20 protein-coding genes and 2 pseudogenes are annotated in these 20,346 nt (G+C 73.7%); 9 read left to right on the top strand and 13 right to left on the bottom strand.

Going from position 1 to position 20,346, the window contains the following annotated elements:
• Positions 1-100: 100 nt before the first annotated feature.
• The 3 genes from ACIP5W_RS33780 to ACIP5W_RS33770 all read left to right on the top strand — a co-directional run bounded on the left by ACIP5W_RS33780 (position 101) and on the right by ACIP5W_RS33770 (position 3,487).
• The gene (locus tag ACIP5W_RS33780; protein ID WP_401481610.1) at positions 101-1,006 is read left to right on the top strand and encodes a pseudouridine-5'-phosphate glycosidase; all 906 of its coding nucleotides are present in this window, start codon (positions 101-103) and stop codon (positions 1,004-1,006) included.
• Between the two features lie 134 nt (positions 1,007-1,140).
• The gene (locus ACIP5W_RS33775) at positions 1,141-2,052 is read left to right on the top strand and encodes a carbohydrate kinase family protein (RefSeq protein WP_401481558.1); all 912 of its coding nucleotides are present in this window, start codon (positions 1,141-1,143) and stop codon (positions 2,050-2,052) included.
• A gap of 307 nt (positions 2,053-2,359) precedes the next feature.
• Positions 2,360-3,487 (top strand): magnesium and cobalt transport protein CorA, encoded by a 1,128-nt coding sequence (locus ACIP5W_RS33770; RefSeq protein WP_401481556.1) that lies wholly within the window; start codon positions 2,360-2,362, stop codon positions 3,485-3,487.
• Between the two features lie 24 nt (positions 3,488-3,511).
• On the opposite strand, the gene ACIP5W_RS33765 is transcribed toward ACIP5W_RS33770, so the two are convergent.
• On the bottom strand, positions 3,512-3,946 hold the full coding sequence (locus ACIP5W_RS33765) for a CBS domain-containing protein (RefSeq protein ID WP_401481554.1): 435 nt from the start codon (positions 3,944-3,946) through the stop codon (positions 3,512-3,514).
• A gap of 172 nt (positions 3,947-4,118) precedes the next feature.
• On the bottom strand, positions 4,119-4,760 hold the full coding sequence (locus ACIP5W_RS33760; protein WP_401481552.1) for a uridine kinase: 642 nt from the start codon (positions 4,758-4,760) through the stop codon (positions 4,119-4,121).
• 342 nt (positions 4,761-5,102) lie between these two features.
• Between ACIP5W_RS33760 and ACIP5W_RS33755 the strand changes: the two genes are divergently transcribed.
• Positions 5,103-6,614, top strand: a complete 1,512-nt coding sequence (locus tag ACIP5W_RS33755; protein WP_401481550.1) for a glutamate synthase subunit beta — start codon at positions 5,103-5,105, stop codon at positions 6,612-6,614.
• A gap of 74 nt (positions 6,615-6,688) precedes the next feature.
• On the opposite strand, the gene ACIP5W_RS33750 is transcribed toward ACIP5W_RS33755, so the two are convergent.
• Positions 6,689-7,195, bottom strand: coding sequence for a carboxymuconolactone decarboxylase family protein (locus tag ACIP5W_RS33750; RefSeq protein ID WP_401481608.1), 507 nt, complete (start codon positions 7,193-7,195; stop codon positions 6,689-6,691).
• 89 nt (positions 7,196-7,284) lie between these two features.
• Here ACIP5W_RS33750 and ACIP5W_RS33745 point away from each other — a divergent pair, with 89 nt between their 5' ends.
• The gene (locus ACIP5W_RS33745; protein WP_401481548.1) at positions 7,285-8,700 is read left to right on the top strand and encodes a PLP-dependent aminotransferase family protein; all 1,416 of its coding nucleotides are present in this window, start codon (positions 7,285-7,287) and stop codon (positions 8,698-8,700) included.
• A 348-nt stretch (positions 8,701-9,048) separates the two neighbouring features.
• Here the strand turns inward: ACIP5W_RS33745 and ACIP5W_RS33740 are convergent, their stop codons facing one another.
• The 3 genes from ACIP5W_RS33740 to ACIP5W_RS33730 all read right to left on the bottom strand — a co-directional run bounded on the left by ACIP5W_RS33740 (position 9,049) and on the right by ACIP5W_RS33730 (position 11,099).
• Positions 9,049-9,861 carry an SAM-dependent methyltransferase gene (locus tag ACIP5W_RS33740; protein WP_401481546.1) on the bottom strand — a complete coding sequence of 271 codons (813 nt, stop codon included), beginning with the start codon at positions 9,859-9,861 and terminating at the stop codon, positions 9,049-9,051.
• A gap of 101 nt (positions 9,862-9,962) precedes the next feature.
• A complete protein-coding gene (locus tag ACIP5W_RS33735; RefSeq protein ID WP_363087323.1) occupies positions 9,963-10,238 on the bottom strand; it encodes a DUF397 domain-containing protein in 276 nt (91 codons plus the stop codon).
• Positions 10,239-11,099 (bottom strand): helix-turn-helix transcriptional regulator, encoded by an 861-nt coding sequence (locus ACIP5W_RS33730; protein WP_401481544.1) that lies wholly within the window; start codon positions 11,097-11,099, stop codon positions 10,239-10,241. It lies immediately after the preceding gene.
• Between the two features lie 253 nt (positions 11,100-11,352).
• Between ACIP5W_RS33730 and ACIP5W_RS33725 the strand changes: the two are divergent.
• The 3 genes and pseudogenes from ACIP5W_RS33725 to ACIP5W_RS33715 all read left to right on the top strand — a co-directional run.
• A pseudogene (locus ACIP5W_RS33725) lies at positions 11,353-11,916 on the top strand (ATP-binding protein); the annotation flags it as partial.
• Between the two features lie 716 nt (positions 11,917-12,632).
• Positions 12,633-13,076, top strand: a complete 444-nt coding sequence (locus ACIP5W_RS33720) for a hypothetical protein (protein WP_401481542.1) — start codon at positions 12,633-12,635, stop codon at positions 13,074-13,076.
• A gap of 25 nt (positions 13,077-13,101) precedes the next feature.
• Positions 13,102-13,374, top strand: a pseudogene (locus ACIP5W_RS33715) (ABC transporter ATP-binding protein); the annotation flags it as partial.
• An 8-nt stretch (positions 13,375-13,382) separates the two neighbouring features.
• Here the strand turns inward: ACIP5W_RS33715 and ACIP5W_RS33710 are convergent.
• From ACIP5W_RS33710 to ACIP5W_RS33680, 7 genes are all read right to left on the bottom strand, one after another.
• Positions 13,383-13,559 carry a hypothetical protein gene (locus ACIP5W_RS33710; RefSeq protein ID WP_392246092.1) on the bottom strand — a complete coding sequence of 59 codons (177 nt, stop codon included), beginning with the start codon at positions 13,557-13,559 and terminating at the stop codon, positions 13,383-13,385.
• Positions 13,560-13,850: 291 nt separating this feature from the next.
• Positions 13,851-15,758, bottom strand: coding sequence for an FUSC family protein (locus ACIP5W_RS33705; RefSeq protein ID WP_401481540.1), 1,908 nt, complete (start codon positions 15,756-15,758; stop codon positions 13,851-13,853).
• A gap of 212 nt (positions 15,759-15,970) precedes the next feature.
• Positions 15,971-16,738: a nucleotidyltransferase family protein gene (locus tag ACIP5W_RS33700; protein ID WP_401481538.1), complete on the bottom strand. Its 768-nt coding sequence runs from the start codon at positions 16,736-16,738 to the stop codon at positions 15,971-15,973.
• Positions 16,738-17,124 carry a hypothetical protein gene (locus ACIP5W_RS33695; RefSeq protein ID WP_401481536.1) on the bottom strand — a complete coding sequence of 129 codons (387 nt, stop codon included), beginning with the start codon at positions 17,122-17,124 and terminating at the stop codon, positions 16,738-16,740. Before ACIP5W_RS33695 ends, ACIP5W_RS33700 begins: the two co-directional genes overlap by 1 nt.
• Positions 17,125-17,751: 627 nt before the next feature.
• A complete protein-coding gene (locus ACIP5W_RS33690) occupies positions 17,752-18,462 on the bottom strand; it encodes a uracil-DNA glycosylase (RefSeq protein WP_401481534.1) in 711 nt (236 codons plus the stop codon).
• A gap of 55 nt (positions 18,463-18,517) precedes the next feature.
• Positions 18,518-18,976: a DoxX family protein gene (locus ACIP5W_RS33685; RefSeq protein WP_401481532.1), complete on the bottom strand. Its 459-nt coding sequence runs from the start codon at positions 18,974-18,976 to the stop codon at positions 18,518-18,520.
• Positions 18,977-19,079: 103 nt separating this feature from the next.
• Positions 19,080-19,757 carry a class I SAM-dependent methyltransferase gene (locus ACIP5W_RS33680; RefSeq protein ID WP_401481530.1) on the bottom strand — a complete coding sequence of 226 codons (678 nt, stop codon included), beginning with the start codon at positions 19,755-19,757 and terminating at the stop codon, positions 19,080-19,082.
• Between the two features lie 238 nt (positions 19,758-19,995).
• Here ACIP5W_RS33680 and ACIP5W_RS33675 point away from each other — a divergent pair, with 238 nt between their 5' ends.
• On the top strand, positions 19,996-20,262 hold the full coding sequence (locus tag ACIP5W_RS33675) for a DUF6343 family protein (RefSeq protein WP_401481528.1): 267 nt from the start codon (positions 19,996-19,998) through the stop codon (positions 20,260-20,262).
• Positions 20,263-20,346 lie beyond the last annotated feature (84 nt).

Raw genomic sequence — 20,346 nt, 5'->3', positions numbered from 1 at the left:
CTTCCAGGCTGGTGTCGTCCCCCACAGGCCGCAAGGGTTTGGCCGGGCGCGCCGCCCGCCAGAGATGAGGGAGGACCGACGGACAGGAGGCGGGCACGTGGTGCTGGTGGTGTCGGAAGAGGTGCGGGAGGCGGTCGACGCGCGTCGCCCCGTGGTGGCGCTGGAGTCCACGATCATCGCCCACGGGCTGCCACGTCCGCGCAACCTTCAGGTGGCGCGGGAGCTGGAGGCGGTGGTGCGCGCGGAGGGAGCCGTACCGGCGACGATCGCCGTGCTGGACGGGCGGCCCCATGTCGGCCTCGACAAGGAGCAGTTGGAGCGGGTCGCCAACGAGGACGGCATCCGCAAACTGGGCCACCGCGACCTGCCGCTCGCGGTCGCCTCAGGGGCGAGTGGGGCGACCACGGTGTCGGCGACCGCGCTGCTCGCGGCGCTGGCCGGAGTGCGGGTGTTCGCGACGGGCGGGCTCGGCGGGGTGCACCGGGAGTGGACGGTCACCCAGGACGAGTCGGCCGATCTGGGCCTGCTGGCGCGTACCCGGATCACGGTGGTGTGCGCGGGGGTGAAGTCGATCCTGGACGTGCCGGCGACGCTCCAACGGCTGGAGACGCTGGGGGTGGCCGTCGCCGGGTACGGCACCGACCGCTTTCCCGGCTTCTACCTGTCCGACTCGGGGCATCCGGTGGACTGGAGGCTGGAGAGTCCCGGCCAGGTGGCGGACGTGATGCGGGCTCAGATCGCGCTCGGCCTACCGGAGTCGGCGCTGATCGTCGCGAACCCGGTACCGGAGGAGGAACAGCTGGATCCCGCGCTGCACGCGCGTGTGCTCGCGGAGGCGCTGGAGGCGTGTGCGGCGGAGGGGGTCACGGGCCAGGCCGTCACGCCGTTCCTGCTCGACCACCTGGTCCGCCACACCGACGGCGCCTCTCTGCGCGCCAACCTGGCCGCGGTGCGCGGCAACGTACGGCTGGCGGGGCAGATCGCCTCGGCGTGGGCCGGGGCGTGACCGGCGGTCCGGGCGGGGCGGATCGCGGCTCCGACGGCCCGGGGCCGAGTTCCGGCGGGGCGGATCGCGGCTCCGACGGGCCGGGTTCCGACGCCGCTCCCGCGCGCGGCCGGCGAGGGGGCGGGGCGCTGCTGGTGGTCGGGGACGTCGTCACGGACGTCGTCGCGCGCCACCGGGGGCCACTGGCCTCGGGGACGGACACGGCCGCGGTGGTCCGGACGCTGCCGGGCGGCGCGGGCGCCAACGTGGCGTGCTGGGCGGCGCACCGGGGCTGTGCGGACGTACGGCTGCTCGGCCGGGTGGGTGCGGAGGCGGCGGCCTGGCACGAACGTGAACTGGTCGCGTGCGGGGTACGGCCCTTGCTCGTCGTCGATCCCGAGGCACCGACGGGGACGGTGGTCTGCCTCGTCGACACCGGGGCCGCGGCCGAGCGGACGTTCCTCACCGACAGCGGCGCCTCCCTGCGGCTCGAACCGGACGACTGGTCGGACGCGCTGCTCGACGGGGTCGCCCGACTGCATCTGTCGGGCTACCTGCTGTTCTCCGCGTCGGGGCGGGCGCTGGTGCGGACGGCGCTGGCGTCGGCACACGCGCGTGGGGTGCCGGTGAGCCTGGATCCGGCGTCGGCGGGATTCCTGACGGAACTGGGCGCCGACCGGTTCCTGGCCCTGGTCCGGGGCGTGGACGTGCTGCTGCCCAGCCGGGACGAGGCCTGTCTGCTGACCGGATCGGCCGACGGGGCGGACGCGGCCGCCGAACTCAGCCGACGTGTGCCGCTGGTGGTGGTCAAGCAGGGGGCGGAGGGAGCCGTGGTGGCCCGGGGCGGCACCGTCGTCGCCCGTGTTCGCGCCGTCCCGGCGACACCGCGCGACACGACGGGCGCGGGCGACGCCTTCACCGGCGCGTTCCTCGCCGCCCTGCTCGGGGGCGCGGAGCCCGCGAAGGCCGCGGTCGAGGGGTGCGGGGCGGGCGCGCTGGCGGTGGAGCGGGTGGGCGGCAGACCGGGACGGTCCACCGGGGCGGTGGAGTCGGCCGACGCTCGGTGAGGGCGTGGAGCCGCCGCGTGCGACGAGAAAGGGGCCTCGGCGACGCCGTCGACGTCGGGCACCGTCGGTCGGGGCGGGCCGCTGCGGGCGACGCGACCGGGACGGCGGGAGCCGGAGGCAGCCCTGACAAGGGGCGGAAGGGGATGGGAAGCCTTCTCCGGGGCAGACCCACTTCAGGTTGTCCACAGGCGGGAACCAAGCGGAACGTCCCCTTTCCACAGGCTTGCCCAGGGTCTGCGCGGGCCTGGCAGACTGGCGCGCCACGGCGTGAGATCACGCGGGGGGGGGATCCGAGAAGGAGGTCGGGATGACCATGGCGGGGAATCTGCGGAAGGTCACTGGCCTGGGCGGGGTGGGCGGTCTGCGCAGGGTGGCGCGCCTGGCCCGGCGGCGGGCTCGGGTCGATCTGAGCCATCCCGCGCGGTCGCCGCTGGGTTCCTCGGTGGTGAACTGCGTGACCTACCGCGAGGGCGTACGCGTCCCGGCCGGCGACGACCTGGTCGACACCGTGGAGCGGGTGCGCAAGAGCGGACACGGATTCGTCTGGCTCGGCCTCCACGAGCCGACGAACGCGGAGTTCGCGGGCATCGCCGACCTCTTCGACCTCCACCCGCTGGCGGTCGAGGACGCGGTCGAAGCCCATCAGCGCCCGAAGGTGGAGCGGTACGGCGAGACGCTGTTCGCAGTGTTCAAGACGGTCTGCTACGTCGAGCACGAGCAGCTCACGGCGACGAGCGAGGTGGTCGACACCGGCGAGATCATGGTGTTCGTCGGCCAGGACTTCGTCGTCACCGTGCGCCACGGGCGGCACGGCTCGCTGGGCCCGCTGCGCGAGGGGCTGGAGTCCGATCCCGGCCAGCTCGCCAAGGGACCGTCAGCGGTGCTGCACGCGGTCGCGGACCACGTGGTCGACGAATACCTCAACGTCATCGACGCCGCACAGATGGACATCGACCAGGTCGAGACGGACGTCTTCGCGGAGAACGGGGCGCGGGCCGACCCCGGGCGCATCTACCAGCTCAAGCGGGAACTGCTGGAGCTGAAGCGGGCGGTGGTGCCGCTGAGCCGGCCGCTCCAGGATCTGGCGGCCCGGCCGATGCGGGTGGTCGACCCCGAGATACAGGCCTACTTCCGGGACGTCTCCGACCACCTGCTGCGCGCCACGGAACAGATCGCGGCCTTCGACGAACTGCTCAACTCGATCCTCCAGGCACACCTCGCCCAGGTCACCGTCGCGCAGAACGAGGACATGCGGAAGATCACCGCCTGGGCCGCGATCGTCGCCGTGCCGACCATGATCTGCGGGGTCTACGGCATGAACTTCGACCGCATGCCGGAGCTGCACTGGAAGTACGGCTACGGCATGGCCCTCGGACTGATAACCGCCGCCTGTCTGGCGTTGTACCGCGGCTTTCGCCGCAATGGCTGGCTCTGAGGGAGCGGCTCACGGCGGCCGGAGTCAGGAGGGGGCGGTGCCGGTCCTGGCGTAGACGCTCTCGGCCCAGGACGCCATCTGATCATCGGTCAGGTGCCGGGCGAGATCGGCCTCACTGATCATGCCCACCAGACGCTTGTTCTCGATCACCGGCAGCCGCTTGATCTGGTGCCCCTGCATCTCCTGGAGCACCTCACCGACATCGGCGTCGGCATCGACCCAGCGCGGGGTTCCCTTGGCCATCTGACCGGCGGTGACCTTGGCGGGGTCGTGCCCCATGGCCACACAGCCGACGACGATGTCACGGTCGGTGAGGATGCCGCAGAGCCGCTCGTTCTCGTCGCTGATGGGGAGGGCTCCGACGTTGAGGTCGCGCATTAGCTGGGCGGCGCGGTCGAGGGTCTCATGGGCGGGGATCCACTGGGCGCCGCGGTGCATGATCTGTCCGGCGGTGGTCATGGTGTACCTCCCGGTGCGGGACGGCCGGCGCGACGCGGTGCGCGCCACTGTCCCGGTGCCCTGCACTCTCGTGTCCCGGCGTCCCATTCTCTCCGGGTCCTTCACCGACCGCATGTCCGGCGGGAGACAGCGGGCGGCGGGCAGCCGGCAGCGGTCAGCGGTCGTCGGCAGGTCACCCGCTCCACGCCGGGCGTCGCGGGTCGTCCGCGCGGACCAGGACGTCCGCCGTGGCCGCCGGGTCGGTCTCCTGGTCGTAGCGCTCGAAGGCGGGCAGCGTCCACCGGTCGGCCTCGGCGGTACGGCGGCGCAGGGCGGGCGGGGAGAGGAGGACATGGACGGTCAGGTCGAAGGGGAACCAGTGACGCAGCAGGAGGGGGCCGTGCAGCAACAGGACTCCGCCCTGCGGGAGTGGGACGTAGGGGCTGCGGGTGGCGCGGTCGGTGACCGGGTCCCACAGGTCGGGCAGGATGCGTCCGTCGCCGCCGGGCTCGAGGGGGCCGAACACCTCACGCCACAGGGCACCGGTGTCGAACCAGCCGTCGTAGTAGGCCTCGACGTCGCGGTGGCCGTACTCCAGGCGGACGGAGGCCGGTCGCAGGAAGCCCTGGGTGCCGATGACGCGGGAGGGGCGTCCGCGTATCCGCAGCGCTTCGGCGACGCGTTCGGCGAGGTCTCCTGGCCGGGCCGCCGGGGCGCCGTCGAAGGCGATGCGCGGCCAGGGGCTGCCGTCCTCCGGCTTCAGGTCGAGCAGGCGGTCGGCGAGGAGGTCGCCGAGGCGTTCCCACGTGATCGCTTCGAGTCGCACACGGCCCATGATGCGACAGATACCGGTCCGGGACGACCATGCCGCCGCACAGGCCGGCCACGCGGAGAGGGCATGGCGGAGGCGGCCTCCTCCCGGCCGGCGTACGCGGGTGGGCGGACGGCCCGGAACCACGTTCACGCGGTCGCCCCGGCCTCCGTCGCGCTCGCCCACGTGCCGGCGCCGACCCGCCGGCCGGGCCGCCCGCGGCAGGCGTCGCCCTGACGGTGGGCCCAGCTCGCGGCAGGCGTCGCCCCGCGCCCTGCGCGGGGCGTGGAGCGGACGTATCGTGGCCGCAAGAGTGCCGCCCGATGACACACGGCCCCGTGGCAAGCGCACGCAAGGAAGACGGCCATGGCCGATCCCAAGGGATTCCTGACCACACCCCGCCAGGACTGGCCGCGCAGGCCTGTCGGAGAGCGGATCCGCGACTGGGACGAGGTGTACGTCCCCGGGGCGCTGCTCCCCCTCATCAGCGCACAGGCCGACCGCTGCATGGACTGCGGCGTCCCGTTCTGCCACGACGCCTGCCCGCTCGGCAATCTGATCCCCGAGTGGAACGACCTGGTCTCCCGCGAGGACTGGCGGGCGGCGAGCGACCGGCTGCACGCGACGAACAACTTCCCCGAGTTCACCGGGCGGTTGTGTCCCGCTCCGTGCGAGGCGGGGTGCGTGCTCGCCATCAACCAGCCGGCCGTCACCATCAAGAACGTCGAGGCCGCCATCGCGGACCGGGCCTGGGCGGACGGGCTCGCCCCGCCCAGGCCACCGGACCGGCTGTCCGGGCGGACGGTGGCGGTGATCGGCTCCGGGCCGACCGGGCTGGCCGCCGCCCAGCAGCTGACGCGGGCCGGGCACACGGTCGCCGTCTACGAGAAGGACGACCGCATCGGCGGGCTGATGCGGTACGGCATCCCCGAGTTCAAGATGGAGAAGCGGCAGCTGGACCGCCGGATCGAGCAGATGCGGGCGGAGGGCACGAAGTTCCGTACGTCGACCACGGTCGGGCGGGATGTCATGGCCGACGATCTACGGACGCGTTACGACGCCGTGGTGATCGCCACCGGAGCGACCGAGTGGCGGGAACTGCATGTGCCAGGGCGGGAGTTGACCGGCATCCAGCAGGCGATGGAGTATCTGCCGCTGGCCAACCGGGTGTGCGAGGGCGACCTGGAGCGGTCCCCGATGTCCGCCTCCGGCAAGCACGTCGTCATCGTCGGCGGCGGCGACACGGGCGCCGACTGCCTGGGCACGGCGATCCGGGAGGGCGCCGCTTCCGTGACCCAGCTGGACATCTACGCCCAGCCGGGCGCGGAGCGCGACGAGGACACCGACCCCTGGCCGACGTACCCGAAGATCTACCGGCTGTCCGCCGCGCACGAGGAGGCGCGCGACCTCGGCGTCGCGCCGGCGGCGGAAGCGGACGCGCGTCTGTTCGCGGCGTCCACGCTCCGCTTCACCGGCGACGAGAACGGGCACGTCCGGGCGCTGCACCTCGTCGAGGTCGACGCGAAGCGGCGGCCGGTGGAGGGCACCGCGCGGGCGCTCCCCGCCGACCTCGTCCTGCTCGCCCTCGGCTTCTCCGGTCCCGACCGGGACGACGGGCTCACCGAACAGCTGGGGCTGGCGCTGGAGCCGCGCGGCACGATCGCGCGGGACGCGGGTTTCGCGACGAACGTGCCCGGGGTGTTCGCCGCCGGGGACGCCGCCCGCGGGCAGTCGCTGATCGTGTGGGCGATCGCGGAGGGCCGGGCGGTCGCCGCGGCCGTCGACCGCCGTCTGACGGGAAGCTCACGACTGCCGGCACCGATCGGGCCGTACGACCGGCCGATGAGCGTGCAGGGGATGCGCACGCACGACCGATGAGCGTGCAGGAACCAGCGGCCGGTGAGGTGCGCAGCCGGTGACCGTGCGGTGCCGCCGGCCCGCGGGCGGTCGCTTCAGCGCTCGTCGGTGCCCGCCGCCTTGGCGGTGGCCAGGGCGACCCGGTTCCAGGTGTTGATCGTGCAGATGAGTGCCAGCACCCGGGCGAGTTCCGCATCGTCGAACCAGGCCGCGGCCTGTGCGTAGACGTCGTCCGGGACGCCTTTGTCGGCCACCAGGGTGACCGCTTCGGTCAGGGCCAGGGCGGCCTGCTCCTTCTCGGTGTAGAAGTGCCGGGCCTCGCGCCAGACGGCGACCAGGTGCAGCCGGTCCTCGCTCTCGCCGGCCTTGCGGGCGTCGTTCGTGTGCATGTGCAGGCAGTACGCGCAGTGGTTGAGGTGGGAGGCACGGATCTGGATCAGTTCGACGAGGGCGGGATCGAGTCCCTCGCGGGCGGCGGCGTCGAAGCCGACGAGTGCGCGGAACGTCTTGCGGGCGGACTTGGCGAAGTCCAGTCGGCTCGCACTCGTCACTTCCGCCCCATTCGTCGCTTCCGCCCCACTCGTTGCGTCCGCCGTGCTCATCGCGTTCGCCGTGGTCGTCGTGGTCGTCGTGGTCGTCGTCATGCAGATCAATCTATGAGTCGGAAAGACCCTCTGTAGGGTGCATTTCCATGGAGGAATCGTGGGTCAATTCGGCTGAGCGGATCGGTGCCGACCTGCATCTGGAGCTGTCCGGTCCGGGCGGACGGCGGGCCGCGCTGATCCGGGCGCTGCGCGAGGCCGTGCGCGGCGGACGGCTCGCTCCGGGCACCCGGCTGCCGCCCTACCGTTCCCTCGCCGCCGATCTCGGGGTCGCACGCAACACGGTGGCCGACGCCTACGCCGAACTGGTGGCGGAGGGCTGGCTGACGGCCAGGCAGGGATCCGGTACGCGGGTCGCCGACCGCACGGAGCCCTTGCGACACGCCGTGCGAAGGCCTGTCGAGGCACCTCCACGCGCGCGTGGTCCGCGGCACGACCTGCGCCAGGGCACCCCGGACGCGTCGGCGTTCCCGCGTGCGGCCTGGCTGGCGTCCTACCGGCGGGCGCTCCAGCGGGCGCCCAACGAGGTGTTCGGGCCCGGTGACCCCGCCGGGCGCCGCGAGTTGCGCGAGGCGCTCACGGAGTACCTGGCACGCGCACGTGGCGTGCGCACCGAGCCCGACCGCATCGTGATCTGCTCCGGCTTCGCGCACGCGCTGCGGCTGCTGTTCGGTCAGGGCGGGGACGGGGCACTGCGCGGCCCGCTGGCGGTGGAGGCGTACGGGCTGCGGTTCCACCGGGAGTTGCTGGCCGCGGCGGGCGTGCGGACGGTGCCGCTCCCGCTCGACGAGGACGGGGCGCGCGTCGACCTGCTGGGGCGCGAGCGGGGTGTGCTGCTCACGCCCGCCCACCAGTTCCCGACCGGCGGTCCGCTGCACGCGAGCCGCCGGGCCGCCGTGATCGACTGGGCACGCGCGCGGGGCACCGTGGTGCTGGAGGACGACTACGACGGCGAGTTCCGCTACGACCGCAAGCCCGTCGGCGCGCTCCAGGGCCTGGACCCCGAGCGCGTGATCCACCTCGGCTCGGTCAGCAAGAGCCTGTCACCGGCCCTGCGGCTGGGCTGGATGGTGCTGCCGGAGCGGTACGTCGGCGACGTCCTCGCGGCCAAGGGCGACCGGGAGGCATGGGCGAGCGTGCCGGACCAGCTGGGCCTGGCCGACCTCATCGTCTCCGGGGCCTACGACCGCCAGGTGCGGCGTATGCGACAGCGGTACCGGGGCCGCCGGGACCGTCTGGTGGCGGCGCTCGCCGAGCACGCGCCGCGGGTCGGCGTCACCGGGGTCGCGGCCGGACTGCACGCGGTGCTGCGGCTGCCGCCGGGCACCGAGCGGGCCACGGTCGAGGCGGCCGCCCGGCGGGGCGTCGTGCTGGACGGCCTGGCCGACTTCCGGCACCCGGAGACGGACATGGCGGCGCACGACGGACTGGTCGTGGGATACGCCACGCCCTCCGAGCACGCCTACGGGGCGGCGCTGGACGCACTGCTCGGTGTGCTGCCCTGAGCCTCCGCTCCCCAGGCCGCCCTCTCGTACACCGGCTCTCATACACCGGCTCTCATACCCCGGCTCCCGCGTCCTGCCTCCGAGGAGGTGCCGGACGCCGCCTCCTCCCCGGGGCCGGGGGGAGGGGCGGAGTCCCGCCGCCGGAGACTCGGCACCGGCGGACGGGCGACGGACTTCGTCTCGAGGACCTGGCCCCGGACGTCGACGCCGCCCTGCGTGGTCGGACCCGGACGCCGACGCCGCCCTGCGTGGCCAGACCCGGACGCCGACGCCGCCCGACGTGGCCAGACCCGGACGCCGACCGCCGCCCCACGGAATTCCGTCACGACGCCCCGGCGTACCGGACGCCTACGGCTTGCGCGCCACCGCGCCGTAGCCGGGAATGACGCCGTCGTCCTGGCCCGGCACCGGCTCGCCGAGTTCGGGGTGCCACTCGGGCACCACCGCGACACCGGGTTCGACCAGTTCCAGTCCGTCGAAGAAGCGGCCGAACTCGTCGCGCGAGCGCAGTGCCAGCGTGACGCCGGCCGCCTTCAGCTTCGCCGTGGCCGCCGCTGACTCCTCCGGGGTGAAGTCGGCGGTGGCGTGGGTCATCATCAGGTAGCTGCCCGAGGGGACTTCGGCGAGCAGCCGGTCGACCAGCTCGTGGGCCCCGTCCTCGTCGGAGACGAAGTGCAGCAGGGCGATGAGCGACAGCGCCACGGGCCGCTCGAAGTCCAGGATCTTCCGGGCGCCTTCGATGATGGTGGCCGGGTCCCGGACGTCCGCCTGGAGGTACTCGGTGACGCCCTCGGGGGTGCTGCGCAGCAGGGCGGCCGCGTGGGCCAGGACGATCGGGTCGTTGTCGCAGTAGACGACGGCGGCGTCGGGCGCGACCTGCTGGGCGACCTGGTGGAGGTTCGGCTCGGTCGGGATGCCCGTGCCGATGTCCAGGAACTGCCGGACGCCGTGGCCCGCGAGCCAGCGCGTGGCACGGTGCATGAACGCCCGGTTGACCCGGGCCATCACCGGGACGCGGGGATCGAGCGCCAGCATCTGCCGGCCCATCTCCTCGTCCACGGGGTAGTTGTCCTTGCCGCCGAGGTACCAGTCGTACATCCGCGCGGGGTGCGGCTTGCTGGTGTCGATCTCGACGGCGCCGGTGGGGTCCTGCCCGGTCATGAGGAACTCCATAAGCATGTGACACGAATAATGATCAAGTCAGTACCAAGATAAGGAAGTTGAACAAAGGGTGCGCAGGAAGAAGGAACGGTCGGGTCGGTTCAGGACAGCAGGAAGTCCGCCTCTCCCGCCTTCGCCCCCTGGATGAAGGCCGTCATCTCGTCGGAGGTGTAGATCAGCGCCGGACCGTCGGGGTCGGTGGACTGGCGGACGGCGATCCGGCCGTCGGCGAGCTTCATGGCCTCGAGACAGTTGCCTCCGTTGCCGCCGCTCCACGGCTTGTGCCAGCCCTCGCTGCCCAGTTCCCTCGCGGGCATGCCGTTGTAGATCCGCTGAGCGCGGCCACGCGGCCTGGTGGGGGACTTGATGCGTTCCATTCACAGCTCCTTGCGGAGATCCCGGAGGATCTCCTTCGTGCGATGTGCCGTAGCGGCCTGTGCCGCCATGCGGTCCATGACCTCGAGGTGGGTCGCCACCTCGGTGCGCGCGTCCAGGTAGACGGCGCCGGTCAGGTACTCGCTGTAGACCATGTCCGGAAGTTCGGGCATGGCGAATCGGAACAGCACGAAGGGCCCGTACGTGCCGGGATGCGGCCCCGAGGAGAACGGGGCGATCTGCAGCGTCACGTTGGGCAGCTTCGTGGCGTCGAGCAGTTTGTCGATCTGCGCGCGCATCACCTCCGGGCCGCCCACCGGGCGGCGCAGCACGGTCTCGTCCATGATCACCCACAGCCGGGGCGCGTCCTCACGGGTGAGCAGTCCCTGGCGTTGCATGCGCAGGTCGACGTGGCGCTCGATGTCCTCCGGCCGGGTCTGGCCGATGGCTCCGGACTTCAGCACTCCGCGCGCGTAGTCCTCGGTCTGCAGCAGGCCGGGGACGAAGTGCGGTTCGTACTGGCGGATCAGGGCGGCCGCGCCCTCGAGGCTGACGTGCATCGAGAACCAGCCGGGCAGCACGTCGTGGAAACGCTGCCACCAGCCGGGCCTGTTGGCCTCCTCGGCGAGCTGGACGAAGCCCTCGGCCTCCGCGTCGGTGACGCCGTACGCCTTCAGCAGCAACTGGAGGTAGGGGATCTTGAGGGAGACCTCCGCCATCTCCATACGGCGGACGGTGGCGGGTGCGACGCGGAGGATGCGGGCGGCCTCCTCGCGCTTGAGTCCTGCGCGTTCCCGCAGGTCCAGCAGGCGCCGGCCGAGGACGACCTGCCCCACCGTCGGCGCGGACCGCGGTTCGCTCACGCTCCACCTCCACGAAGAGCCCGGCCGACGGCTCACCTGGCCCGGCCGGGCGGTCGAAAACTTCCCAACAGCCCTGCGGCGCCACGTGAAGACCTCATTCGAAGACACATACGAATAAGTACGGATCTCCGTGATCCCAACTGGCGCCGCTCGACATGCTGTTGCGAGCAGTGTGCCACGGCCCTTCACCGCGTCACACAGCACTCTGCATTTTTCAGAGTGACACTTGCCAAGTGTTCACGGCGGGGCGATAGTGGCAAGCGTGATTCCGTCCGCGCCCTTAGGAACAGACGCCGCCGCAGGCCACCCCCAGGGTCTCGGTGCCGATGCGGGTTCCCCCGGTCGAGCGCATACGAGAGTGGGGAAGGAAGCGGGCCTCGACCAGGCCGCTGCCGAACGCCGGTTCCGATTCGAACTGGCCGCGCATCCGGGTTCCCCGGCGCAGGCCAGACGACTGGTGCGGGCCCGGCTGACGGGCTGGTCGGTGTGCGAGGACACCTGCGACACGGCCGCCCTGGTCATATCCGAGCTGGTCACCAACGCCATCGTGCACACCGCGAGCGGGGTGGTCGTCTGCGAGTTGTACGACGGTGACGACCTCGTGCGCATAGCCGTGCGCGACGAGGGCTGCGCGCCGGGCGAGCCGCATCCCTCGCCGCAGCGTCCCGAGGAGGAACACGGGCGGGGCCTGTTCCTCGTCGACGCCCTCTGTCGCTCCTGGGGCGCCCAGGAACACGGTCCCGGACTGCTGGTCTGGGCGGACCTGCCCCGAGGGGCCGCCCCCGAGGAGTCCGCAGAACCCGTTTCCCCCGAGCACACCGGGCATTCCGGGAACGCCGCGCGCCGCGAGCACTCCGGCTGCCCCGAGCACTCCGCCGAGCGGCGTGACGACCTCGCCGCCCATGACGCCTGCGACGTCTCCGACACCGACCCGGTCCCCGCGCCGCGCGCCGACCTCGGCTGGGGCGCCCGCCCGAAGCCGGACCCGGCAGGCGGCTCGGACGACGAGGGCGAGGCCCCCACCGAGCACAGTGATCACGGCGACGCGCGGCACGCGGACACGCGGCACGCAGACGCGCGGCACGCGGACACGCGGCACGCAGACGCGCGGCACGGCGACCTCCGGTACGGAGACGCCCGGCACGCAGACGTCCGGCACGGACCCCTGGTGCACGGCGACGTCCGGCACGGACACGATGTGCACGGTGACCCCGAGTCCGCCGAACAGGCGCACAGGACGCACCCGGCGGAAGGCCGCGCCCTCGGACACACGCACCGGCCCCATCACACCCCCGCCACCGACGGCCGGGCCGCCCCCTGGTCGGGCGGTCCTCTCGGCAGGCTCCCGCACCCGTCCGACGGTCCTCCGCCCCGCATCGCGCCGCAGTGGCACCGCGGCCCGGGGACCGGCGAGCCGCCCAGGCCGGCCGACCGCACCGACCACGCGCTCGACACGCCGGGCGGGGCGCCCGCCCGGCGCCCGCACCCCGGCGCGGGTTCTGCGGGCCTCCCTCCGCGCGGCCGGGACACGGCGTGAGCGCGGTCCCCGGCCGGATCGGGGTGCTCAACCTGGACACGCTCGTCCGCCTGGGGCGTGGCCCCGGCGGCGACATCCCGCGGGCCCCGCACCGGATCGCGGTTCCCGAGGGGATGACGGCCCCGCTGGGCTGCGACGCCGTAGCCGTCCCGGCCCGGCTGGGCCCGCTGGTCATGCCCCGCCTCCCGCGTGTGGGCTGCGTGTACGCCGACGAGGCGCACTGGTGGTGGCTGGTCCCTTCGGACTCCGACTACGCCCTGGAGTGGCCCGCCCCCGCGCGGTACGCCACGGGCGCGGTCGTACCGGACTCCCGGCAGGCCCCCGGCCTCATCCACCGGCCGGACGGCACGCTGCCGTACACCCCGCCCATCCCCCTCTATCTGACGCTGTGCCGCCTCACGGACACACCACCCACCTGGTCGCGGCCGATCAGCGCGTGACGCGCGTCCGGGTGCCCGGCGCGCGGCCCTGATCGGCCCACGGGCCGAGCCGGAGGTCTTCGAGAAGATCCGCGTGCCGGCCGACGGCGGCCGGACGGTCGTACCGATCACGCACCGGCCGGCGTCGGTCCGGCATCCGGACCTGGTGCGCGTCCTGGGCCGGGGCGGGCTCGTGGAGACCGGTACCCCGGACGAGCCGCCGGCCGGGGGCGGGAGGTACGTGGAGCTGTACGCGCTGCGGGCGGGGCCGTTCACCGGCCCGCCGACGGGCCCGGTGCCCGCCGCGAAAGCGGGCTGACCGCGGCGTCAGTCGGTGGCCTCGCCGCCCCGCACGACCACCAGGAACGTGTCGGTCGCGAGGTCCATGACAACCTCGGCGGCCAGGCCCTCCATGCGCCGCGCCTGCGCGAACTCCTCCGCGGGCCACGATCCGCGCGGCCCGCCCGCGGGAAAGCGTTCGAGCACTGTTCGCCCGTTCACCATCTCGCACACCTCCGATAAGCGTTGTACCTGTAGGAGTTAACGCTCTTCGGAGAGGGAACGCCTCGGTCAGTGACGTTACTGAGACGCAGTTGACACAAGTTCAACGCGGAGTGTGAGGAACAGGTCACCTTCTGAACACGTCGGCTACCCTGCGCGTCAGAACTCGTACGCGTCGTGGCGTCGCCCATCACTTCTCCGTGCGCGCTCCGGGCCGCCGCGGGGTCGAGCCGCGGGGCGGCCCCGTGTCCCGGACCGCCGCGCCGGGCCACGACAGCCCGTCCGGAACCGCGGTCACACCGCGGCGGCCAGGTTCGTGACGCGGGCCGGCAGCCCCACCCGTTCCTGGTGTGCGGCCAGTTCTGCGAGGAGTTCGGTGAGCCGGTCGCTGTGGCGGCGGTCGAGCCGTCCGGTGTCGTCGAGGTGGACGGCGGCGGCGGTGGTCGTGTCGACGAGGCGTTCGAGGAGGGCGGCGACCTCGTCGGTGCCCTCGGTGTGCCGGGCGAGCGCGGGCAGCTCGGCGGCCGAGAGGGCGATGGCGGCGCGGGCCTCGGCGAGCGCCCGGTAGGCCTCGCGGCGCAGGGTCCAGCGGGTGGCGCGGTCGTCGGAGCCGTCCAGGCCGTCCAGGCCGTCCAGGCCGTCCAGTACATGAACGAGGTAGGCGTGCGCGGCGCCCGCGGCGGACGCGAGCCGGGCGCGCACGTGCCCGCCGCGCTCCCCCGGCATCGGCAGGTGTCCGACGACGAGTACGAGCGCGCAGGCCAGCAGCGTCTCACCGATGCGCCCGACGGAGGCCTGGGGTTCCCCACCGACCATGACGAGCGACAGGACGAGGACGGTGACGACGGCGGTCTGGGCGGCGAAGTGGCGCGTGGCGACGGGTATCAGCGCCCCGCACACGGCGACCAGGGCGATCAGCCCTTCCGGACGCGGCAGCACGGCGGCGAACCCGGCGAAGAGCAGCGCCCCCAGAACCGTCCCGGCGGCTCGGCACAGTACGCGGGAGACCAGCGGCCCGAGGTCGGGCTTGACGAGGAAGACGGCGGTGGCGGGCAGCCAGTACCAGTGCGTGTGCTGCCCGTACCAGTGCGAGTGGTGCAGCGCCTGGGCGATGGCGGCACTGGCGCCGAAGCAGAGGGCGACCCGCAGCCCGTACTCCCGCCCGCCGGCCCCGAACGCGGTCCGCAGCAGGTCCCGGGCGCCGCGCCGACGCGTGTGCAGGTCCGATCCGACGCCCTGGTCGAAGGCGTCGGCGGCCCGGAGCAGGGCGTCGTCGAGAGCCCGCAGCGCGGGCCCGGACCGGACGGGCGCGGGCAACGGTCCGGTGGCCGCGCTCTCCCGTACGGCGGCGGCGAGCCGCCGGGGTCCCTCGGCGGCCCGGCCGGTGAGGGGGGCGCCGGCCCAGGCGAGGGCGGTGGCGGCCTCGGCGAGCGGCAGGGCGGCGGCGTACTGGGCGTGCAGCCGGCGTTCGGCCGCGGAACTGGCGTAGCGGCGCAGCCGGGGCCCGGCGAGGGCGTCCTGGGCGTGGTCGAGAGCGGCGGTGAGGGCGGCACGGCGGGCGGTGGCCTGCCCGGTGCCGGCGGCGTCGAGGAGAGCGGCGACGGCCTCGTACACACCGGCCACGGCCGCCCGCTCCCCGTCGAAGCGGAAGTCTCCGGCCAACGCGCCCGGCGTGGGCAGGGCGAGCCGCAGCACGATCAGCCATCCCGCGCCGGCGAGGAAGGCGAGGGCCCGTGCCCCGCCGCTGTCGGGCAGCGGCATCCCGGCGCCGATCGCCGCGGCGACGAGGAGTTGGGTGCCGCCCCCGGAGGCGACGGGTCCGACGGCGCTCACACCGCCGGCCAGGAGACCCAGGCCGGTGAGGAGGAACGTCAGCACGACCGGGCCGGCGTGGTCGCCGGCATACGTCCCGACGAGGAGCCCGGCCGCTCCGGCGAGCGCGGGCGCCCCGAGCCGCCGGACGGCGGCGCGCCGGCTGCCGGGGCGGTCGTTGATCCCGGCGAGCATGGCGGCGATGGCGGCGACGACACCGAGGGAGGTGTGCCCGGCGAGGACGGCGGTGAGCAGCAACGGCCCGGCGGCGAGCGCGCCGCGTACGACCGCATTCCACGGGACGGGCCCGCGCTGGGCGCGCAGGGCGTGCGCGAGCCAGGGCGGCAGGGCGGTGAGTGTGCGAACGGCAACGGCGGAACGCGGGGACACAGGGCTCCGTTCGGGCGAGGGCGGGGTGTGCCTTCGGGCGACGGTGGCCGGGGCTGGTGCTCTGGGCTGTGTCTCCACGGTACGCGTCGATCGAGGAGAAGGTGGGACGGCTGCGTTTCGGGAAGGTGACACCTGGGCCGGACCCCGGGTTCTTCATGAACGCAACCGCTCGTGCGTCTGCCGGGGACCGGCTCCTCGCCGGACGCGACTCCTCACGTGCGCGTGGCCCCGGCCGCCGCCACCGTCTCCCCGAACAGCGTGCGGGCCCGTTCGAGCGCCTCCGGGACGCTGCCGTGGGCGATCCGCGCGACAAGCGCGTCGACGTCTCTCAGCCCGGCCCGCTCCAGCAGCCGCTTCTCGTTCGTCACCCACTCCCCGCGCGCGGCGAGCACCGCGTGGCCGGCCTGCGTGGCGGCGACGGCCAGGGCACCCGCGGCCTCCGTGCGCCGGCCCTGCGCCGCATGGTGGGCGGCCGCGTAGGCGAGAGTGGCGCTCGCGGTGCCGTACCAGCGGTCGCGCGCCATCCGGCGGAGCCTGTCGGGGTACGCGGCCGGGCGCGGCAGCTCTCCGTGCAGCACCTGGTTGATCGCCAGCTCGGCGACGACCAGATAGCTCGGGATGCCCGCCAGGTGGAACAGCAGGGGTTCCACCCGGAACCGGCCCTGTTCCGCCTCCGCCAGTTCGTGGGCGACGGCGTCCAGGTCGCGGTAGTGGACGTCGACGCGCCGCCCGTCGACGGTGAGCCAGGCGCCGCCGTTGAAGACGCCGCCGCCCCAGCCGCCGATCTCCGACACCTCGCCCTCCCAGCCGACGGCGCGCAGGTCGGCCGGGTCGAAGGTGCCCCGGTAGTAGACGGCGAGGTCCCAGTCGCTGTCGGGGCGGTGGGTGCCCTCGGCACGGGAGCCGCCGAGGGCGACGGCGCGGACCCCGGGGAGTGCGGCCAGGCGGTCGGTGGTGGCGCGGAGGAAGGTGGCGTCCATCAGAAGTCCCAGATGTTCCGGTGGCGGTGGCGGGTCGGCGGGTGGTCCAGATCGTCGGCGGCGTCGAGGAGAGCGCCGGGCGGGGCGGCTCGCAGACGGTTGCGGGCGGTCGTGCGGAAGACGGCCAGCGCGGCTCGGGCCCGCGACTCGTACGGGCCGTCGACTCCCGCGTTCAGGGAACGCGGCCAGGTGTGGGCGGTGAAGGCCCGGTGGACGGGAACGGGACGCGGGCGGCGGCCCTCGCGCCGCGCGCGGGCCGACTCCTCAAAGGTGATGCGGAGTTGGACGAGGCGGTGCCCGGAGCGCAGCCCGGCCCAGCCGACCGATCCAGGGGCCGGGTGGTGGTTGCGGTGCCGGAGGCGGATGTGGTGGACGGTGCGGGACATGGCGGACCTCCGCGGGCCTGCCGGGACTTCCGGCGCGGCCCGCTAGAAGTCCGCCGCCGTGAAACGGCCCAGGTTTTTGGTGCGCATGGGAGCAAGGCTGGCGTCCGCGGCCCGCGGCCGTCCAGCGGTTATCGGCGGCGCGGGCGATCGCCGGTAGGGGCGAGGGCCGTCCGAGGCGCAGCGCAGGACGAGCGCTTCGGCGTCCGCCGTCCGGGCACGGCCGACCGCCGCGAGCGGGACAGCCGGCCTCCGTGCGGCCGGCGCCGCCCGCGGCCCGAGGACATCGGGGGGCGCCGACAGCTGCGGCCCGCCCGCCCGACCCGCATCGGCAGGACGGGGCACGGTCCAGCAGGGCGGCAGGAGCGGCATGGCCCGGCAGGGTCGGGCACAGTCCGGCAGGGCGGCAGGATCGGACAGGGCGGCAAGGCCAGCAGGACCTGGCAGGGGCAGACCGGCAGGGGCAGACCCACCGGGTCCGACCACCGGCAGCGGCAGGCAGGTTCGGGCCGACAGAGCTGGACCTGCCGGCCCGGCCCGGCCCGGCCCGGCAGCGGCGGCGGCGGCAGGCCGATCGGGCCTGACCGGCAGTGGCAAGTCGGCAGGAGCAGGCCGACGGCACCGGGCCGGTCAGCTCAGTCCCGCCGCCGTCGCCGCCGTGTGCAGTACCTCCCGCAGCATCTCCGGAGTGAGGCGCCCGGTGAAGGTGTTGCGCTGGCTGACGTGGAAGCAGCCGAAGAGGTCCAGGCCGTCGAGCGGTACCCGGGCCCCGTGCGCGAAGGCCGGCCGGGGCCGGGGAACAGCCCATCCCGCCTCGGCGAACGCGGGCAGCGCGGCCTGCCAGCCGAATGCCCCCAGCACGACGGCCGCCCGCAGCGTCGGCCGCAGCAGCCGCAGTTCCTGGACGAGCCACGGCCGGCAGGTGTCCCGCTCCCGCGGGGTCGGCTTGTTGGCGGGCGGCGCGCAGTGCACCGGGGAGGTGATCCGCACGCCGTGCAGGGCGAGGCCGTCGTCGGCGGACACGGAGGCCGGCTGCGAGGCGAGCCCCACGTCGTACAGCGCCTGGTACAGCACGTCCCCGGAACGGTCGCCCGTGAACATCCGACCCGTACGGTTCCCTCCGTGTGCGGCCGGAGCCAGCCCCACGATCAGCAACCGCGCGTCGGCCGGACCGAACCCCGGCACCGGCCGCCCCCAGTAGGTCCGGTCGGCGAAGGCAGCCCGCTTCGTGCGAGCCACCTCCTCCCGCCACTCGACGAGCCTGGGGCAGGCCCGGCACCCAGTGACCCGCCGGTCCAGGGCGGGGAGGGAGGCGGGGTCCAGCGGTTCGTCGGGGTCCATGGGTCCACGGTAGGGCGGGGGCGCCGGGGCCACCGGACCGGACGGCCCGGTCCGGTCACCGCGTGCGCCGCACCAGCCGCAGCAGGTCCTGCACGGAGTCGCGTCGGGCCCAGGCGATCAGGGCCAGCGGGACGAGCAGGATGAGGGGTGTCGCCGCGTTCTGCCCGTCCATGGCCACGATCGTCACGATGAACGCGCCCACCATGAGCGCTCCCAGGCAGACCGCGGCCACCGACCGGAGCGCCGGGACCAGCAGGGCGATCGCGCCGGCCAGTTCGAGGACACCGATGGCGTACATGCCGGTGTCGCCCCAGCCCAGCTTGTCGAAGCCCTCGGCCGCCGACGGATGGGCGATCAGCTTCGGCAGTGCGCTGGCGATCCCGTAGAAGAGAGCGAGCAGCACCTCCAGCCCGCGCAGTGCGATGCGGGCGCGCCTGCGCCCGGCGGTCGTCGACTCGAACGGGGCGGAGGGGGTGGAAGCGGCGGAGGGGAGCGGTTCCGTGGTCTCGGGCATGGAGGTCTTCTCCTGGGGAAAGCGGTCCGTGGTGCTGTCGGAGGGACAGACCGTTCCCCCGGCGTGAACTCATCGCTCTGCGCCGGACGCTCTGGGCCGGACTTCATCGCCTCACCGCCCGCACCCAGACCCGGTCCTCCGTCAGGTACCGGTCCACCCTCAGTCCCGCCTCGGCCAGTGCCTCCTCGAACTCTTCCTCGCTCAGGGGCCGGGCACGGAACGTCTGGGTCCATGTCGCGTCCGGGAACACGTACTCCGCGCGCACCGAGTTGACGCCGTCGCCGACGGGTTCCGACGACAGGATCCGTAAGGTGAAGCCGCTCGGATGGACCCGTTCCCTGGGCAGGTCGGTGTGGTAGCTCTCGCCCTCCCGCTGGATCAGCACGCACCCGTCCTGTGTCACGTGCCGTGCGCAGGTGCGCAGCATGCCGCGCCGGACCTCCTCGTCCCCGGCGTGGACGAGGAACGACGCGAGCATCACCACGTCGAAGGTCTCGCGCAGGTCCAGGTCCTCGATGGGGCCGCACACGGTGCGAGCCCCTCGGACGCGGTCGAGCATCTCGGCGGACTCGTCCACCGCCGTGATCGTGAACCCGCGCTTCAGGAGCGGGTGGGTCATGCGGCCGACGCCGCAGCCCAGCTCCAGGATGCGCGCGCCCGCGGCTACGGCGGCGGTGACGACGTCGGGTTCCTCGCCCACCGGGAGGCGGCTGTACAGCTCGACCGCGCAGCCGTCCGGGGTGATGGCACCGGGGCCCGTCCCCTCGTGCCCCTCTCGCATTTCACGCCTCATGCCCTCCCAACGACCCGTTTCCGCAGGGCCGTTCCACCACTCCTCAGGTTCATTCGTTCGAGTGAAGGAAGTCTTTTCGACGAAGGCCCGGCCGACGGTGGACGTGCCTCCTCAGGCCCCCACGACCGACCCCCGGCACCGGCTCTCGGTCTCCGGTCTCCGGTCTCCGGTCTCCCTGGAGAACGTCCGGCCCGGGGAGTACGTTGCAGGAAGGAGCGATGATCCGATGCGTACGGGCAGTGAGCCGGTGACAGCGCGCAGTGCACTGAGGATGCGGCTGTGGCTGAGTGCGTGGGGGCTGCTCTGGGCGATCTTCGGGACAGTCGCGTTCGCGCTCGTGGGACGTCCCGGGTGGGCGGTCGCCTGCGGGGTGCTGTGGCTCGTGATCATCGTCGACATGTCGGTGATCACCAAGCATCTGCGCGAGGGATCCCACTTCCAGCCGGGCCCGGACATCCCGCCGTACCGTCCGCCGGAGCAACGTCGTCCCTGAGGCGGCGGCCTCCCGGGAGCCGGCCGCCGCCAGGCCCTGTCGGCCCCTTCCCGGCGTCCGCCCGCGGGGCAGGGGGAAGGGGGC

The sequence above is a fragment of the Streptomyces sp. NPDC088766 genome (genome assembly GCF_044750845.1).
Classification (GTDB): domain Bacteria; phylum Actinomycetota; class Actinomycetes; order Streptomycetales; family Streptomycetaceae; genus Streptomyces.
This window is presented reverse-complemented; position numbering and strand designations above follow the sequence as displayed.